This is a genomic window from Sporosarcina sp. FSL K6-5500, from assembly GCF_038005665.1.
GTDB lineage: Bacteria > Bacillota > Bacilli > Bacillales_A > Planococcaceae > Sporosarcina > Sporosarcina psychrophila.
The window spans coordinates 1,775,519-1,791,972 of the sequence record NZ_JBBOTP010000001.1 but is presented as its reverse complement, the minus strand read 5'-3'; the positions used below and the strand labels follow the sequence as shown (position 1 = coordinate 1,791,972).

17 protein-coding genes are annotated in these 16,454 nt (G+C 42.4%); 2 read left to right on the top strand and 15 right to left on the bottom strand.

The window, feature by feature from the left end; all coding sequences use genetic code 11:
• Nucleotides 1-169: 169 nt before the first annotated feature.
• Both MKX62_RS08310 and MKX62_RS08305 read right to left on the bottom strand, forming a co-directional pair.
• The gene (locus MKX62_RS08310) at nt 170-490 is read right to left on the bottom strand and encodes a DUF4183 domain-containing protein (protein WP_067204413.1); all 321 of its coding nucleotides are present in this window, start codon (nt 488-490) and stop codon (nt 170-172) included.
• A gap of 89 nt (nt 491-579) precedes the next feature.
• Complete coding sequence (locus tag MKX62_RS08305) at nt 580-993, bottom strand: DUF4183 domain-containing protein (RefSeq protein WP_340741194.1); 414 nt, start codon at nt 991-993, stop codon at nt 580-582.
• Nucleotides 994-1,268: 275 nt separating this feature from the next.
• Between MKX62_RS08305 and MKX62_RS08300 the strand changes: the two genes are divergently transcribed.
• Nucleotides 1,269-1,895 carry a flavodoxin family protein gene (locus MKX62_RS08300; RefSeq protein WP_340741193.1) on the top strand — a complete coding sequence of 209 codons (627 nt, stop codon included), beginning with the start codon at nt 1,269-1,271 and terminating at the stop codon, nt 1,893-1,895.
• A 122-nt stretch (nt 1,896-2,017) separates the two neighbouring features.
• Here the strand turns inward: MKX62_RS08300 and MKX62_RS08295 are convergent, their stop codons facing one another.
• Nucleotides 2,018-2,869 (bottom strand): dimethylarginine dimethylaminohydrolase family protein, encoded by an 852-nt coding sequence (locus tag MKX62_RS08295; RefSeq protein ID WP_338654227.1) that lies wholly within the window; start codon nt 2,867-2,869, stop codon nt 2,018-2,020.
• Between the two features lie 132 nt (nt 2,870-3,001).
• On the opposite strand from MKX62_RS08295, the gene MKX62_RS08290 reads away from it, so the two are divergent.
• Nucleotides 3,002-3,739: a YqcI/YcgG family protein gene (locus MKX62_RS08290; protein ID WP_187046364.1), complete on the top strand. Its 738-nt coding sequence runs from the start codon at nt 3,002-3,004 to the stop codon at nt 3,737-3,739.
• A 101-nt stretch (nt 3,740-3,840) separates the two neighbouring features.
• Here MKX62_RS08290 and MKX62_RS08285 read toward each other — a convergent pair whose 3' ends face one another.
• The 12 genes from MKX62_RS08285 to fabG all read right to left on the bottom strand — a co-directional run bounded on the left by MKX62_RS08285 (nt 3,841) and on the right by fabG (nt 16,296).
• On the bottom strand, nt 3,841-5,151 hold the full coding sequence (locus tag MKX62_RS08285; RefSeq protein WP_445683547.1) for a D-serine ammonia-lyase: 1,311 nt from the start codon (nt 5,149-5,151) through the stop codon (nt 3,841-3,843).
• A 149-nt stretch (nt 5,152-5,300) separates the two neighbouring features.
• Nucleotides 5,301-6,164 carry an Rpn family recombination-promoting nuclease/putative transposase gene (locus MKX62_RS08280; RefSeq protein ID WP_187046362.1) on the bottom strand — a complete coding sequence of 288 codons (864 nt, stop codon included), beginning with the start codon at nt 6,162-6,164 and terminating at the stop codon, nt 5,301-5,303.
• Between the two features lie 99 nt (nt 6,165-6,263).
• Nucleotides 6,264-7,151, bottom strand: a complete 888-nt coding sequence (locus MKX62_RS08275; protein ID WP_340741191.1) for a D-alanyl-D-alanine carboxypeptidase family protein — start codon at nt 7,149-7,151, stop codon at nt 6,264-6,266.
• Between the two features lie 110 nt (nt 7,152-7,261).
• Nucleotides 7,262-7,432 (bottom strand): hypothetical protein, encoded by a 171-nt coding sequence (locus MKX62_RS08270; protein WP_338654237.1) that lies wholly within the window; start codon nt 7,430-7,432, stop codon nt 7,262-7,264.
• Nucleotides 7,433-7,914: 482 nt separating this feature from the next.
• Nucleotides 7,915-8,733: a tryptophan 2,3-dioxygenase gene (gene kynA / locus MKX62_RS08265; RefSeq protein ID WP_187046360.1), complete on the bottom strand. Its 819-nt coding sequence runs from the start codon at nt 8,731-8,733 to the stop codon at nt 7,915-7,917.
• The gene (gene kynB, locus MKX62_RS08260; protein ID WP_340741190.1) at nt 8,726-9,376 is read right to left on the bottom strand and encodes an arylformamidase; all 651 of its coding nucleotides are present in this window, start codon (nt 9,374-9,376) and stop codon (nt 8,726-8,728) included. Before kynB ends, kynA begins: the two co-directional genes overlap by 8 nt.
• Nucleotides 9,373-10,638: a kynureninase gene (kynU, locus tag MKX62_RS08255; protein WP_340741189.1), complete on the bottom strand. Its 1,266-nt coding sequence runs from the start codon at nt 10,636-10,638 to the stop codon at nt 9,373-9,375. Before kynU ends, kynB begins: the two co-directional genes overlap by 4 nt.
• A gap of 561 nt (nt 10,639-11,199) precedes the next feature.
• The gene (locus MKX62_RS08250; RefSeq protein ID WP_067204387.1) at nt 11,200-11,811 is read right to left on the bottom strand and encodes a response regulator transcription factor; all 612 of its coding nucleotides are present in this window, start codon (nt 11,809-11,811) and stop codon (nt 11,200-11,202) included.
• A gap of 1 nt (nt 11,812) precedes the next feature.
• A complete protein-coding gene (locus MKX62_RS08245; protein ID WP_187046357.1) occupies nt 11,813-12,943 on the bottom strand; it encodes a sensor histidine kinase in 1,131 nt (376 codons plus the stop codon).
• 94 nt (nt 12,944-13,037) lie between these two features.
• Nucleotides 13,038-14,090 (bottom strand): fatty acid desaturase, encoded by a 1,053-nt coding sequence (locus tag MKX62_RS08240; RefSeq protein ID WP_187046356.1) that lies wholly within the window; start codon nt 14,088-14,090, stop codon nt 13,038-13,040.
• A gap of 215 nt (nt 14,091-14,305) precedes the next feature.
• A complete protein-coding gene (locus MKX62_RS08235) occupies nt 14,306-15,559 on the bottom strand; it encodes a GGDEF domain-containing protein (RefSeq protein ID WP_340741188.1) in 1,254 nt (417 codons plus the stop codon).
• Entirely contained in the window at nt 15,556-16,296 is a 741-nt protein-coding gene (fabG, locus tag MKX62_RS08230; RefSeq protein ID WP_187046355.1) for a 3-oxoacyl-ACP reductase FabG, read from the bottom strand. Before fabG ends, MKX62_RS08235 begins: the two co-directional genes overlap by 4 nt.
• Nucleotides 16,297-16,454 lie beyond the last annotated feature (158 nt).

Here is a 16,454-nt window from a genome sequence, read left to right as displayed (position 1 = left end):
CACGGATATCTTCTCTTTTTGATAGCTGAAATTGAGCAGTTGTACGGGGAAATTACCTTTTGAGGACTGGGTTTACTTACTGTGAGGAATTTCTCAGTCGTTTTAATTAGGGTATAGGTTGGTACCCATATCCATCGATAAGCTTGTCCCACATAGCCAAAAGTTCCAGTTAAGTTACTGTTACTAACTCTACTGCTTCTATAACCAATGGAGTTCCAGCAGATATACTGCCGGTGACAGTATTAAAGGTCAATTCTGTTGCAGAAATTGTATACGAATCGCCCTCTTGTAACACACCATTTAAATAAAAATTATAGTAGCCATTTGTTACTACAGGAAAAGCCGTTGCAGCCGTTCCACTGTCATCCAAAAAAGTAGTTGCAGCGACAGTAGTACCATCTTCGACAACTAAAGGTGCTGCCAATACATTAAAAAACCTCGTCGAAGTACCTGAAACGTTCACGTTAATATTAATAAGGGTAAGCGCCATTTAATTCACCTCCTTTCGTCTATAGTATAGTAAATGCGAAATTCGATAAAATGACAGGGCTGTCCATCTAAAAAGCTAAACTAATTTCATTAAATTAGTTTAGTCGAAAAAGACAGCAATTCAACAATAATGGGCGTACGCGCATAAATTATGGCATTAGCCGGGCTAATCGTTAGGCTATTCGTACTCACTTCATACATTCCACCTTCTTGCATTAATGCATTGATGTATAAATTAGCATAGCCATTTGGGCTGAAATTCATAAATTCAATCGTTGGACTCCCATCATCGTTATAAAATAGATTTGCCTGAATAGTTACCCCGTTAGTCACATTAATATTAGCTACTGGGATATAAAAATATCTTTTCACAGTCGGTATGATACTAAATTCAGTGTTATTTGTTGGGATAACTTCTATAGGTGTCTGGCATACAATCTTTTTGCTATAGTTTTTGTAATCAATCATTCTTACTATTTTTTTACACTTTTTATGTCTCTCCATGATCTTATTGCCCCCCTACCATACTATATGACGATAGGTAGTTAGCCGACTGACCGTTTCGCCCTGTACGGCAGACAATTATTATTGGCTACTTTGACGTACTATTTTTATTGTCGCTCAAAATTTAAAATCCCCCTTAGCTGTGGGTTTATGATCCTTTTTGTTCCCAATCGGTAGGACGTTCATGTCCATTCTGAATTGTTCTTCAAGACGTTTTTGATTGGCCCTACAGGGTACTCATAGAGTAGAAGACAAAATTACAGAGGAGGATTTTGATGCGCCCGTTGAAAGCACTAATTTTGAATGCGTCGTTGAAAAGTTCGGGGGAGGAATCGAATACGGAGGCACTTGCGAAGAAGGTCTGCCAAATTTATGACAATGAAAATATCGTGGCAGAGGTCGTTAGACTGGCAGATTACGCGATCTCCTACGGAATGAGTCCTGATATGGGAGATGGCGATGAGTGGCCACAAGTATTTGAAAAGGTCAAAGAAGCCGATATTCTTATTATTGGTACACCGCTTTGGCTTGGAGAAAAAAGTAGTATAGCAACGCTTGCCATTGAAAGATTGTATGGAAGTAGCGGAGAGACAAATGATAAAGGACAAGCCATTTATTATAATAAAGTAGGCGGTGTTGTTGTAACAGGTAACGAAGACGGAGCAAAGCATGCCGCCGCTTCCATTCTTTATGGGTTATCGCATATTGGGTTTGTCATTCCACCGAATGTCGATACATATTGGGTTGGAGAAGCAGGACCGGGACCATCTTATATCGCCGCAGGTCAAACAAACGATTTCACAAAAAAGCATGTTGAATTGCTTGCTTATAATACGATCCATCTAGCTAGAATGCTGAAAGAACATCCAATTCCGGCACAAGGGAATTTGCTTGAAAGCTGATGCACAAGAAAGCACCCTTGATGGGTGCTTTCTTTTTGATATTAAGACAATGGCTATGTAGGAATACCTTTATATTCCCTAACAATCAAAAACCCCACTTTACAGCGAGGTTCACAATCGTTCTATTCCCTATTGACTGGCATCGAGCAACACCTAAAAGAGCCACCGGATTTAATGATTTCATCGAATTCGACTTCAATAACTTCGAATCCGTGCGCACGTATTTGTGCATTGACTTGTTTGTTTTGAGGAAGGCTGAATACTTTTTTATCGCCGATTGACAAGACATTGGTGCCCATTGTGAATTGTTCTTCTTCGGAAACCTCAATGAGCTTGTATGTTGCTGTCAGCATATCGACAATGCTTGGATCAAATGCTTTCGAAAAAATAAGTCCTACTTCGGGTGATAAGATGTTAAATACGCAGTCTAGATGCAGGTATTTTTCATCGAAAGGAACAGGAATAATCGTGTAATCTGGAAGATCATCTTTTAACTTTTCAGCGGCTTCTATGGATGTCCGGCTACTAATGCCAACAAACAATGTGCCGCGATCGACGATGACGTCTCCACCCTCTACATGATCAGTTGTGGTTTGGAATGAAATATCCTCGTCTTCAAGCCATTCCTCGAGTGCTTCTTCTTCCCCTTTACGAATATCGCTTGCCATTTCGGAGACAAAAATGTCATCTCCTACAGTAAATCCGATATCCCTTGTGAAGACTTGTTCCGGGAATTTTTTGGATGATGGCAGTTTGATGACTTCAACTCCGTGTTCTTTAAGGAGTTCTTCAAATTGTTTATGTTGTTTCATTGCCAATTCAACATTTATATTTTCATCTTCGTATTCTTTCTGTACGTCGTTAATCACTTCTTCAATAGCCATAAACCTAGGCTGGCATAGGATTACACGGCGTAGCGTATCATACTCTGTATTGCATTTTGTAGTGTCTGAATTTTCTATAGGGGAATTCATGCTGGATCCTCCAATTATTTTTTGTCTTCTTTACACTTCCCCATCAAATTCTATTTAAACATTTTAATGGTTTTGTCCCCCGCCTAAGGGGAATGAGTATATATAGAGATTGAGATAAATGGAGGGGAAACAATGATTCTGAAAGATAAGTTTTTATTGACAAAAGAGGATTTTACAGAGCGTACCGATCTGCCTAATTGGCTGTTGAAGGAATACCAAACGTTCCATGAGACGGTGACGGATAAGACGTTTCCTTGTTATTTCGGTATGGGAGGAGAGCTCAAGGGCGAATTACGCTATGGATATGTGACACAGAATGACTGGTCCAATTTGCCGGAAACGTTGAAGTCGTTTTTGGCGCTTTTCGACAACCCCGCGCATAAGCGGCATGGATTATTCGTGTTTGTTGAGCCATTTGAAACAGAAGGTTCTTTGGATGAGTATCGGCAGCAGTTCTGGGAAATGTTGCAGTACTTGCACGGAGTGGATGAAATTGAATGGCCTGCCGATAGTCCCCACGATCCTGCTCATCATCTATGGGATTTCCGTTTTCATGGCGAGCCGATTTTTGTGTTTGGCAATGCACCGGCCTACAAGCAACGGAAGACGCGGAATCTTGGCAATGCAATGGTACTCGGTTTTCAGCCTCGTCGCATATTCGAGGGATTGAAAGGAACGGAAAAAGGCGGGGTCATGTCGCGGGAAAAAGTTCGTGAACGCGTCGAAGTGTGGGATCAGTTACCAAAGCATCCGGATATTAGCCATTTCGGAGATCCAGAGCATAACGAATGGAAACAGTTTTTCATTGGGGATGATGTGGAACCGATTCAAGGACAATGTCCATTTTCACATAAAGAGAAGATGAGCTAGTTGGTACCCAATAAAGACAAAAAACCTCACACAAGTGTGAGGTTTTTTATTATTCGCAATTATTCCCCAACTTAATGTCGATTTCCCGGGAAATAACGGGATTATTTCCCGCCCATATCATAATACGAATTCATCTCTGCTTCAGGCACCATACTGCCACCTGTTGCCCAGACAAGATGGGTAGCTTTTGCTGAATTAGCATCCTTCACATTTCCATGGATAGCTTGTACTGGACCAGTCATCCCCGCGAGTGCGGACGGCTCGAGTCGAATATTTTCTGTGTCTGCGATCAGTTTCAATAACTTGAACATCGTTTCGTCCGCAATCGTATAACAGCCGGATAATAACGGTTCCATTGTCTTGCCAACGAAACCAGATGCTGTACCAACTGCGAGTCCGTCTGCAACGGTTTTATTGTCTAGACCGAAGTCTTGAACTGAAATCTTGTCGTGAAGACCAGTCATCATGCCGAGCATCATGCACGGGGAATGCGTCGGCTCCGCGAAGAAACAGCTGACTGCATCGCCGAATGCGAGCTTCAGTCCAAATGCTACACCTCCAGGGCCGCCACCGACACCGCAAGGCAGATAAACGAACAGCGGGTTGTCTTCGTTAACGATTGTGCCACGCGCTTTCAACTGTGCTGCAACACGTTCCCCCGCCACTGCATAACCTAAAAATAAGTCGAGTGAGTTTTCATCATCAACGAAATGACAAGAAGGATCTGCATCCGCTTGGCGACGCCCTTCTTCAACAGCTTTGCTGTAGTCGTCGGCGTATTCAACAACTGTGACGCCTTTTTCACGCAGCATATCCTTTTTCCATTGTTTCGCATCTGCAGACATATGGACAGTGACATCGAAACCGAGCTTGGCGCTCATGATGCCGATGCTTAGGCCCAGGTTTCCTGTCGAGCCGACAGCGATTTTATGTTTCGAGAACAGGTTGTGGAATTCCGGCTCTGCAAATTTAGTATAGTTGTCAGCAATTGTGATCAATCCGTGCTCAATCGCAAGTGTTTCGGCATGTTTTAAGATTTCGTAAATGCCACCGCGCGCTTTGATTGAACCTGAAATTGGCAGTGCGTTGTCTTCTTTCAGGAGAAGTTCACCTGAAATAGCTGCTTTGTATTGATTGGAAAGCGCTTCTTTCATGTTTGGAATAGCAGTAATCGGTGATTCGATAATACCGTTCGAAACTTTTGTTTCCGGGAAGACACGCTCGATATATGGCGCGAAACGTTTTAAACGGTCTGATGCATCTTTGACGTTTTCTGCAGTCACACCTGTTTTTTGAATACCAGTTGATGTTGATTCAACTAAGGGATTGAGCCAGAGCACTTCTTCACGTGCTGTCATCTGTCCGATGAGCGGAAGCTTCTCTTTCCATTCATTTACTTGTGTTTTTTCCATCATTTTTATCGCCTCATTTTTTTGAATGTTGTATGAACAGTATAACATGTGAGGTGATTTAGAATCATATTCCTCGTCGTATCCCTTCATGAATACCTCTAATAATTAAATACAGCCCTACCAAGAGTATCGGTAAGGCTACACTTTTTTCATTGTATTTGATTGATGATAGCATGTACTTTTTCTTCGGGCATTTTCATAACCCTCGTAATCATTTCAACTGAAAACCCTTCTGCATGCATGCTGAGAACAGTTTCTTTTTCACCTTCCTCTTTACCTTCCCTCCTAGCTTGCTCCCTTCTCGTCGCTTGGTCCGATAGCCATTTATCGCGTGCTATTGCACGTTCACGCATTACTTCATCTTCACTAATCCGATGCAATTCATCATAGGCCTTTTCGATTCCCATGTCAGTCATCGCAACCTCCTCCTTTGTTTTATCATCTCCAGACAGAAATAACATCCACTTGGTTAATAGATCTTCATCAGTCAATTCTTCAGTCATCTGCACTTTGGGCAGCTCCAAAACGTGAATTTCTAAGTGGTCTGTAAATTTGATAAGCTTTTCTTTTTCCATTAAATGAAACGTACTATGAAAATGGTCATTTTGCAAGAACTTGAAATTTGTAATAGATATTTGAATTGTTTTGTTAAGTTTTTCATAAGCCTCACCAGACTTTAATTGTCCAAGATACATTCTTGCCCAATACAACAGCATACGATTTTCAAAACCGCTATGATACTCCAATTGCATCTCGATATCAATTTCTACATTTTCAGTTGTTCGAACCCGAATATCCAAAATCGAATATTTCTCGTCCACATATTCTGCCCCGAGGTATGAATTTAGGAACATAATCTCTTCTACTTCTTCAGTCAATATTGCATTCAGCAAAAGAATAAGAAGACTCTTATTTTTTTCCTTCCCAAAAATTGCTTTAAACACAAGATCATTCCTTACGTCTAATAACCTACCTGAATACTTCTCCGGCTCTTCCCTTACAAGTGCGACCATTTAAGCGCCTCCTGTTTTAGTATTCCCTTCATTATAGAACGTAGGTTATATGTGTTCAAATATTTAGTTAATTTATATTCCACTTTAAGCACATATCTATTAATTCAACACAAATCGTTCAATCAGCTCTCTCGTCAAATCAAATCGAGGAGTTGCGGTATCTCCGCCCTCTGCTGCAACATCTATGACAACTGAAATAATGCGTCGGCCATCAAAGACTCCAGTACTAGCGAAGCAGGAACCCGCCTGATCTGTGAAGCCGGTTTTCAATCCGTCGATTCCCGCCAATGCTTGAGGCATACCCGCCAACATCAAGTTGGTGCTCCATAACGTAGTGCCATTACCCGTTTTGAAGCTCGGCAACTTTGTATAGTCGAGCACTTCGGGATGCTTGGCAATGAGCTTTTGTGCAATTACTGACACATCACTTGCAGAGGCATGATTCGTTTGCTCATACCCTTTGCCAATATAATCGCCGTCAAGTCCGCTGGCATTGAAGAAAGTCGTCTCTTTCAGACCGAAACTTTTCGCCTGTTTATTCATCAATTCCACAAACGCTTCTTCCGTTCCGCTAACCATTTCGGCAAGCGCCATCGCCGCGTCATTTGCAGAGTTGACCGTCATCGCAGTAAACAATTCTTTCAATGTATAAACGTTTCCCGCTGTCATTCCTAGTTTGACGGCAGCTGATTGTCCTGTAATTTGTTGTAGCGCCTCACTTGGCTTGTATGTGTTTTCCCATGCTAAATTACCGCTGTTGACGGCGTTCAGCACGAGATACTGCGTCATCAATTTGGACATACTTGCGATTGGTAATGGTTCTGCACTATTTTCTTCGTAAATTACTTTACCCGTATCCGCATCGATAAGAATGATCGCTTTTGCAGCAGTTGCTAAATCTACTGTCTCCAAGGTTTTTTCTTTGTTATTCATCACAACTGTAACGCTCAATATAATGATCACTAGTATAAAGATCAATTTCTTCATGTTTTCCACACCTTTGCAGTAATAAGAGTTCATTACCTTAATTATGAATGATAATAATGAAGAATCGCCTAGTATAAACATGAAGAATTTCTTAAGTTTTAGTACACGGGTTACTTATAAAAACGATTAATTAACCAAACTATTATTAAAACTGCACCGAACACAAACCAAATACGTGCAAGCAATTTTTCCCTCTTCTGCTTATCTTCCATATTTCTCGTCAGAAAACGTACAAATAACTCTACCGCAATTGCCAAGATAATAATTAGTATCCAACGCATGTTTATTCCCCCATTTCTACTGTAATCATGATCCCCGATTATTAAATCCAATGCGCTAATTCTATCATTGATTGCAGGCGTCTGCCCATAATTTGGAACGCACACACAACCCCCGTCCTTCCGGAATATGCTACTATAACAACTCAGTAATGGTGGTGCTTATTAATGGAATTAACAATGAGTCCACCTATCGATGATTGGTAATTTCATTCACAAACATCGATAGGAAAACATAAATTCAAGCACATAGTTCGCTTACTGGATATTTCAAGGTTGTGGCAATGAACCACAGCGGTTCGCGGAGGGGAACTACTGTCGACGGGCAATCAGTTCGACAGGTTTATTGCTGGCACACTTGCCTCCAATTAGTGAACAAGAAAATTAGATTTGAAGTTGTTATAAATACAATACTAAAACTCCGCCAACTATATTTGTTGGCGGAGTTTCTAGGGCTATTTTTTTGATCATCATTCTTTGCTTGATTATAACTTCGTCCGAACATCCCATAACTCCGGAAAGAACTGATGATCAAGGACAGACTTCAAATAATTCACACCTGACGAACCGCCCGTCCCCATTTTAAAGCCGATAATCCGTTCAACAGTTTTCATATGACGGAAGCGCCACTGCTGATGACTGTCTTCGATATCGACAAGCTTCTCCGCCAGCTGATATAAATTCCAGTGATCATCGACGTTGCGGTATACTTCTAGCCACGCATCCGCCACTGTCGTATCCCCTTTGTATGTAACTGAGAAATCGCGTTCGAGTAGTTCTGGGTTTATCGCGAAGCCGGCACGTGACAGCGCACGTATTGCCACATCGTAAATCCCCGGTGAACGGAATGCGGCCTCTAAATCACTTGCGAGCTCGGGATCTTTCTCGTAAATCTTCAAAATATGCGGTTGCTTATAACCAAGCGCGAACTCAATAAGCCTGTTTTGGTAGGATTGAAAGCCAGATGCACGACCTAAACTGTCCCGGAACTCCATATATTCAGCAGGCGTCAATGTCGACAGCACATCCCACGCCTGGATAATTTGTGTCTGTGTTTTTGACACGCGTGCCAGCATTTTGAATGCTTCCGGCAATTCATCTTTTTCGATTAAGTCGATGGCTGTATTGAGCTCATGCAAAATGAGTTTCATCCATAACTCACTCACTTGATGAATGACGATGAACAGCATCTCATCATGATGGCCGGACAAGCGCTGCTGGCTCGATAGCAATTTGTCGAGATTCAAATACTCGCTGTATGTCATATTATCTTTAAAATCTGTGTGAATTCCTTTTTCAGTCATGATTGATATGCCCCCCTGCCATTGATCGCAATACGGCACGAACTGGGCTACCGTCGCCGTCTTTTAGCGGAAGCGGTAATGCAATCAGTTCATAATCGCCTGGTTCCACTGCGCTGAGGACGATGTTTTCTAAAATCATCACGCCGTTTTCATTGAGGGAATGATGGGTACTGACTGTTTTGCTTGTTTCAGGGTCAACAGATGGCGCGTCAATACCGATGAGCCGAACCCCTCTCTCTTTCAATAAAGGACCGATATCCTCACGCAAATACGTAAAGTTTTCCGGAAATACATTCGGATCAGGACGGCTGCCAGTTTTCAATAAAATCCGTTCTGCCCCACCGAAATCAAGGTCCTCTAGATCAGCCCTTCCAATACTCTCTTTTCCTGAAACATCGAGTACACGCGCCCGTCCGATGTATAAATCAATGGGTAAATCGAGCACTTTTAATCCGTTATCATCGAAGTGAAACGGTGCGTCGATATGCGTTCCCATATGCGTACTTGTCGTTAACTTACCAATATTGACTGAACCTGTTTCTGCTTTGGAGTATGCAACTTCATATGAAAATGGTGTGTCACCAGGCCATTCGGCAATATTATTTTGCAGCGGTTGTGAAATATCAATCCATTTCCCCGTCATGCGACGACACCTCTTTTATTCTCAAATTTTTCATAGCGTTTTTCATCCATAATCTGTTTTAGTTTCTGCACAGTATGCCAGACGTCTTCGAATGAATTGTATAACGCAACCGGTGCAAGGCGAACACCGTTTGGCGCACGGAAGTCCGGGATGACGCCGTCTTCTTTCAACGCCTTGCAAATACGTGCAGCCTCGACATGTTCAAGCAAGATATGGCCCCCACGTGATTCGTCTACTGGGTTGCCAATTGTGAAGTCGTGGTCAGACAGTTCCTGTTGAATTAACGCTAGCATATAGTCCGTCAGCTGAAGTGACTTTTCACGTACTTTTTTAATGCCTACTTCTTCAAACAATTCCAGCGCACCGATCACCGGCGCTAAACTGAGTACGTGAGGCGTCCCAATTTGATAGGCAGCGACGTCCAGTGCCGGATCCATTGTATGATCCATATCGAATTGCGATTCCTTTTTCGAACCGAACCACCCTGCCAAACCTGGCGTTGTGCCGAAATGCTTGTCATGGACGAACAGTCCTGCGACGGACCCTGGCCCCCCGTTCAAATGCTTATATGTACACCAGAAAGCGAAATCCGCGCCCCAATCATGCAAGGCGTGTTCAACTGCACCAATCGAATGACATAAATCAAAGCCAATCGGGATACTTTTTTCATTCGCAGCTTTCGAAAGTTTCTCCATATCGAGGATTTGCCCACTCCTGTATAAAACAGCTGGCAAAACGATGAGTGCGATGTCTTCTGTCATCGCTTCGATGATATCGTCTTCATTTAAAAATCGACCATCCCTGCTTTTCACCTGGACAAGATGTTCATCTGGATTAAAACCTTTCAGTGCTAACTGGCTTTTTAGCGCATAAATGTCCGAAGGGAAATTGAGTTCATCGGCGAGAATCTTTGTTTTAGTCCCTGATGGGTTGTAGAATGTTGCGGCAAGCTGATGCAAGTTCGTCGTTGTCGAGCCCGTTGCAATGACCTCACTTTTTGTTCCCCCAACAAGTGGCGCCATCTTTTCTCCGACCGACTCAGATAGGTAAAACCACGGATTATCACCTTCTGTCCAGCCGTCGATGCCCAGTGTTTTCCATGAATCGAGTAAATTATGCAGCGTCCGCTCCGCTCGTTTTGACAGTAATCCGAGTGAATTACCATCCATATAGATGGTGTTTTCGAGTAGATAAAACTCGTCTTTATATTTTGCGAGATTGTCTTTCTCGTCGAGTTTTCTTGCGTAATCAATGCCAAACATGTTCGGTTCCCCCTTGCGTGAACTTTCCGTCTTTAGTGAAAGTGTAACATATTTGGGGTGTGCTCGTAACGAGGTTTATCGCTGGAATAAGGGTGGGGTTATGATTGGTTTGGGGTGGGATATGATCGAGATGGCGGTTATATGCTCGGGGGCCAGCGGATATGATCAAGTTGACGGTTTTATGCTTGGGTGCAGGCAAGATATGATCGGGTCAGTGGTTTTATGCTTGGGGGCCGGCGGGATATGATCGGGTCAACGGTTTTATGCTCGGGGGCCGGCGGGATATGATCGGGGTGGCGGGGATATGCTCGATTGCAAGCGAATATGATCGGTTCGACGAATTTATGCTCGATTGCCAGCGGGATATGATCGGTTCGACGAATTTATGCTCGATTGCAGGCGAGATATGATCGGGTCAACGAGTTTATGCTCGATTGCCAGTGGGATATGATCGGTTCGACGAATTTATGCTCGGTATACATACTTCAACCCCACTACACCAACCCCAGACGACAAAAAACCGACATCACTGTCGGCTTACCGTCTTCTTATATACTCAATTCACTTAAACCAGCCCTTCTCCTTAAACCGGGATATCGCTTCAATCCGGTTCCCAACGCCGAGCTTATCTAAAATCGTGGAGATGTAATTTCGCACTGTACCAGGCGTCAAATACAACTCGCCAGCGATTTCTTTCGTGGTCTTCCCTTCAGCAATAAGTCCGAGCACTTGGCTTTCACGCTCCGTCAGCGGATTTACCGTCTCATCCCCGTCCCCGTAGGCAATGTCAACGAGTTCTGGCGCGTAAATCCGTCTGCCGTCCATTATCGTTCGGATTGAACTGACAAGCTCTTCAATCGGACTGTCTTTCAATAAATAACCACGTACGCCTGCTTTCCTCGCACGTTCGAAGTAACCTGTTCTGGCAAATGTCGTCAGGATAATGATCTTACAAGGTTCATCATGCAGCGCTTCTGCTGCGTCAAGCCCAGTCATAACCGGCATTTCAATGTCCATGATGCAGACATCCGGCTGATGTTCTTTCACCAGCGCAACCGCTTCTTCCCCGTTTTTTGCTTTTCCGACGACTTCCATATCATCTTCCATATTCAATAATGATCCAAGTGCTCCAAGCATCATCCCTTGGTCTTCCGCTATGACAATACGTATCACATCAATCACTCTCCATAATATGTTGTATGACCGCAGGAACACGAATCGATAATTTCGTTCCTTCGCCACCTTCGACTCGAAGGCTTCCATTAACAAATTCAAGTCGCTCGCGCATGCCAGTCAAGCCATTGCCAGGTGACGTTTCTCCGCCCCTAGTAATGCCGATTCCGTCGTCTATCACATTGATGACAAATTCATTCGGTAGTTGTTCAAACGACACGCAGCAAGTCTTGCCAAAACTATGCTTCACAACGTTTGTCACGGCTTCTTTCAAACACATACTTAGCACGCTTTCAACGATGGCCGGGATGTTGGTGAACGATGGATTCCCCTTAATGGTGTACTCCATTTCAGCTGCCTTCAACATCTGCTTAATGCGAATCACTTCATCTTCCAATTTCGTTGCCCGCATGCCCGCCACTAACTCCCGAACTTCCTTCAGCGCTGTGCTGGCCGTCTGTCTTATATCCTGTAACTCTCTTTCGGCAGCTCTAGGATCACGAGACACTAGCTTGCCAGCTAAATCACTCTTTAAGCCAATCAATGATAGCTTTTGGCCAAGTGTATCATGTAAATCACGAGAAATCCGTTCCCGCTCCTCCACTATAATTAACTCCGAAATCCGTTCGTTGGCATGTTCCAATTGACCTACCAAGTTTTCACGCTTATTTCGGTTGTATAAATTGAATGGCAATAATACGATACCAATCACCGAGATGAGGATGAAATGAACTTGCGGAAGAAATAACTCGAGTTCGATGAAAAAACCTGCGACAATCGCAATGATTGTAATGGCAATATGTAGCCCGTATATAATGAAGAATCCAACTTGATTGCGAATATTGCCTATAAAAAACGCAGTGAATATGGATAAATACACATAGCCGAATAACAGTGTCATAACGACGTTAATCACAATTTCAAAACTGATCCACATATAAACAAGTCCGCTTTTCGATTTGAATGAAAATCGATACGACAGGAAGAATAAGAATAACAATGAAATTCCAATGGAAATTTCAATGGGCGACGATGATCTGAATATGAAAAAGAATGGCAGAAAACAAAATACTGCCCACGCATAAATACTAAGCCAAGGGTTTTTCGGGAAAATACTATACCAACTTTGCATATCTTTGTTTCACCGTCCTGTCTATACTTTCCATTGTACCAAATAGTGAGACGAAAAAAACAGCCATCCTCTGAAGAGATGGCTGTTTTAAGTATTATTCTGCGTCGAAACTTGTGCGTTTCGGTTTCAAATCGATTGAAGAACTTGCTGATTTCAGCATATGCTTCACGTCTTTAAACGCAATAAACCTTTTTTTCTCAGGATCATATAAACGGTAACGGATTGACGACAAACTTTCTTTAATCGTAATCGTTGTTGCTTGGTGAAGAGGTGGTGTCGATTCATGTGCTATTTCCAAGTTGTAATTCGGAACACGTGGTGACAAGTGATGGACATGATGGAAACCGATGTTTCCTGTCGCCCACTGCAACACACGCGGTAACTTGTAGTATGAACTGCCATCAATAGCAGCTTTCACATAATCCCACTCAGATTCCTCTTCAAAATACGAGTCTTCAAATGTATGTTGAATGTAGAATAACCAGATACCTAGTGCTCCTGCAACGAACATGGTTGTTCCTTGTATAAGAACGAATGCCTGCCAGCCGATAAGTAAAATCATACCTGTGTAAAGGGCAACAAGTATTGCGTTCGTCAAATACGTATTGTTACGCTCTTTCTTACGTGCATCTTTACGGTTGAAACGGCTTGAGATAAGTACAAGGAAAAGCGGTCCGAAACCAAACATAACGATTGGGTTACGGTATAAACGGTAAGCAAAACGCTGCCATTTTGATGCTTCAACGTACTCTTCAACCGTCATGACCCAAATGTCACCTGTACCGCGCTTGTCGAGATTCGAACTTGTTGCATGGTGAATCGAGTGTTCACGTTTCCATTTTTCATAGGCAAACAGTGTAAGAACACCAGTAATGGTACCGACAATATCATTTGTTTTTTTGTTTTTAAAGAATGAACCGTGCGTGCAATCATGGAAGATGATGAATGTCCGAATGACAAATCCTGCTGCAATAACACAAAGTCCAAGCGTTAACCAAATTGACACCGACAAACTTTGGTACGCCAAGAACCATAGGACTATAAACGGTATAACAGTATTGATAAGCTGCATTATACTTTTCTTTTTATCTGACTTAGCAAAAGGGGCAACGTCTTTGTGTAGCTGTTTTGTTTTTTCTTTAGACATGTTGTATTATCCTCCTTCAATCTTATGTTCTTTTTCTGATTCGCTATCTTGAATCTAATGATAAAGAACTTTCGGACTTCACAGAAGACATAACTGTCATGATTTTCGATATGACAGGTGTCACTTATTGTGAATTAATTCACAAGGATAGATTTTCGATACAAAAAGGGCTTAACTTAGATTTCCGGGTTAAGCCCTTCTTACATTGTCCTTATTTAACTACCATCTTCAGCAGTCACACGATTACGTCCTGTCCGTTTTGAGTCGAACAATAAGTCATCTGCATATGTATGACCCTTTTCGATGCTTGTATGATCTGTAAAACGCTTGTAGAAAAGTCCGAACGAAGCAGTATATGATATATGTTGTGGCTCGCCTTTGAACTCAGCTTTTACAAAACTTCTTTCCACTTCCAGACGCAAACTTTCAACAAGTTCCTTTACCCCGTCATAGTTACGATTGCGTATAAAGAGCGTGAATTCTTCACCACCCGTCCGAAACAGGCAATCATCTTTTTCTAAATGATTCTGCAGCAGCTTTGCAAAATGGATGATTACAGTATCACCGACCGCGTGGTTAAACGTATCATTCACCTTTTTGAACTGATCGATATCACATACGACTACCCCGAATGGTGCATCGTACAATTTAGGCCGTCCCATTTGTTTATCCATAAACGCCCGATTTCTAGCCCCTGTCAGAAAATCTGTGTATGCCATTTCTTCAAATTGGTTGCGCTCCAATTTGTCTTGCATATTTTGCGACTTCAATACAAACGAACGACTGACGATGTAATTCAGCATGAACAGTGCGATGAGTGATTCCCATCGTCCTTCTATCAGAAAAACGAATAGCAGGGCATTTGTAAAACCCGTTTTCCAAAGATCAAGTATACTCCGATCCTTTAGGAACGCCCATGCAGCTTGACGGGTTTGAATACTTTTTTCCAAGTACAGCAAAATTAATAACGTCAAATCCGATATATACATCGTTATGCCATTGAGTAAAAGGATGAGCAACCAGAAGCCAAATGGGAACGGGGTAAAATAAGGGATGAATGCATAAAACAAATAATACCCTGCCACATTCGACAACGTGAACGCCCCGATATTGTACAGTGTATCAATGACTGAATCTGAGCGTTTTTCATTCTTTATTTTCCTTAGCAGATAGACAGACGTCCTGTATACGACCTGATAGAGAAATACACCATATGGACCAGCAAAAAGAACGAATGCCAAGCCATAACTGATGCCATATTCAATATTAAGTTTCCCTGTTTTCGTCCAGGTTTGTAAATGATTATACAATATCGAAAATAACCAAAATAAGAAAAGGCCGAAGTAGAAATGCTGCGCTTCAATCTCCACTTTTTCCGCGGTGAGAGACAAAGCAGCTGCAGCTAGAAAAAGGGATAGGTTGAAAATAGCATTCGGTTTCACGCCCCATCTCTTTTTCTTCACCGTCATTTCAACATACCACCATCTACTTCTAGGACGGTCCCGTTTATAAAATCAGATTCATCGGAAGCTAAAAACAGATAAGCATTCGCTACGTCTTCTGGCGTACCAAGTCGAGTATACGGCGTCATCATCTTAATTTGCCCTAAGATCTTTTCTGGAATCGTATCAATCATATCTGTTTCGATGAAACCGGGAGCGACAGCGTTTACATTGATGCCCTGTCGACCAAATTCCTTCGCCCACGTTCTTGTCATACCAATGACGCCCGCTTTTGCTGCGGCATAATTCGTTTGACCGATGTTACCACCCGTTCCCGCAATCGAAGACGTATTAATGATTTTCCCTTTCCCTTGGCTAAGCATTGTCGGAAGGAACGCTTGCGTACAATTAAAAACACCCGTCAAGTTCACGTCAATCACTCGCTTAAAGTCATCCACTTCAAGCTTCAGCATCATCGCATCTTTTGTAATACCAGCATTGTTAATGAGGATATCCACTTTGCCAAACTGTTCAATCACTTTTGTGGCCATCTCTTTGACATTTTCACTATCGGACACATCCGCCTGGAAGAAAGCGGCCTCGATTCCCAATTCATGCAGTTGTTGCGCTTTCGCCTCTCCAGCCTTTTTATCAAAATCAACGATAGCAATCTGTGCTCCATTTTTCCCAAAAAGCTTGGCAGCGACTGCACCAATTCCATTTGCTCCACCTGTTATGACCACTGTTTTATATTGTAAACGCATGTAAAGAACCTACTTTCGCTTATGATTTAATAGACTATTTTAATAACTCTTATATTACCATATTTATTAGCACGCCATAAGGAAATTTCCAAGAACATAAGCGCAAGCGTTTGTTCAACCCTATCTAATAGTAAGGATGCAGCTCAATCTCTCCTGGA

Excerpts from the sequence above, each read along its gene's own strand:
- MKX62_RS08295 (WP_338654227.1), bottom strand. The coding sequence starts at position 2,869 with ATGAATTCCCCTATAGAAAATTCAGACACTACAAAATGCAATACAGAG.
- MKX62_RS08235 (WP_340741188.1), bottom strand. The coding sequence starts at position 15,559 with ATGACGGTGAAGAAAAAGAGATGGGGCGTGAAACCGAATGCTATTTTC.
- MKX62_RS08300 (WP_340741193.1), top strand. The coding sequence starts at position 1,269 with ATGCGCCCGTTGAAAGCACTAATTTTGAATGCGTCGTTGAAAAGTTCG.
- MKX62_RS08245 (WP_187046357.1), bottom strand. The coding sequence starts at position 12,943 with ATGCAAAGTTGGTATAGTATTTTCCCGAAAAACCCTTGGCTTAGTATT.
- MKX62_RS08290 (WP_187046364.1), top strand. The coding sequence starts at position 3,002 with ATGATTCTGAAAGATAAGTTTTTATTGACAAAAGAGGATTTTACAGAG.
- kynA (WP_187046360.1), bottom strand. The coding sequence starts at position 8,733 with ATGACTGAAAAAGGAATTCACACAGATTTTAAAGATAATATGACATAC.
- MKX62_RS08285 (WP_445683547.1), bottom strand. The coding sequence starts at position 5,151 with ATGGAAAAAACACAAGTAAATGAATGGAAAGAGAAGCTTCCGCTCATC.
- MKX62_RS08275 (WP_340741191.1), bottom strand. The coding sequence starts at position 7,151 with ATGAAGAAATTGATCTTTATACTAGTGATCATTATATTGAGCGTTACA.
- MKX62_RS08240 (WP_187046356.1), bottom strand. The coding sequence starts at position 14,090 with ATGTCTAAAGAAAAAACAAAACAGCTACACAAAGACGTTGCCCCTTTT.
- kynU (WP_340741189.1), bottom strand. The coding sequence starts at position 10,638 with ATGTTTGGCATTGATTACGCAAGAAAACTCGACGAGAAAGACAATCTC.
- fabG (WP_187046355.1), bottom strand. The coding sequence starts at position 16,296 with ATGCGTTTACAATATAAAACAGTGGTCATAACAGGTGGAGCAAATGGA.
- MKX62_RS08305 (WP_340741194.1), bottom strand. The coding sequence starts at position 993 with ATGGAGAGACATAAAAAGTGTAAAAAAATAGTAAGAATGATTGATTAC.
- MKX62_RS08270 (WP_338654237.1), bottom strand. The coding sequence starts at position 7,432 with ATGCGTTGGATACTAATTATTATCTTGGCAATTGCGGTAGAGTTATTT.
- MKX62_RS08310 (WP_067204413.1), bottom strand. The coding sequence starts at position 490 with ATGGCGCTTACCCTTATTAATATTAACGTGAACGTTTCAGGTACTTCG.
- kynB (WP_340741190.1), bottom strand. The coding sequence starts at position 9,376 with ATGACGGGGAAATGGATTGATATTTCACAACCGCTGCAAAATAATATT.
- MKX62_RS08280 (WP_187046362.1), bottom strand. The coding sequence starts at position 6,164 with ATGGTCGCACTTGTAAGGGAAGAGCCGGAGAAGTATTCAGGTAGGTTA.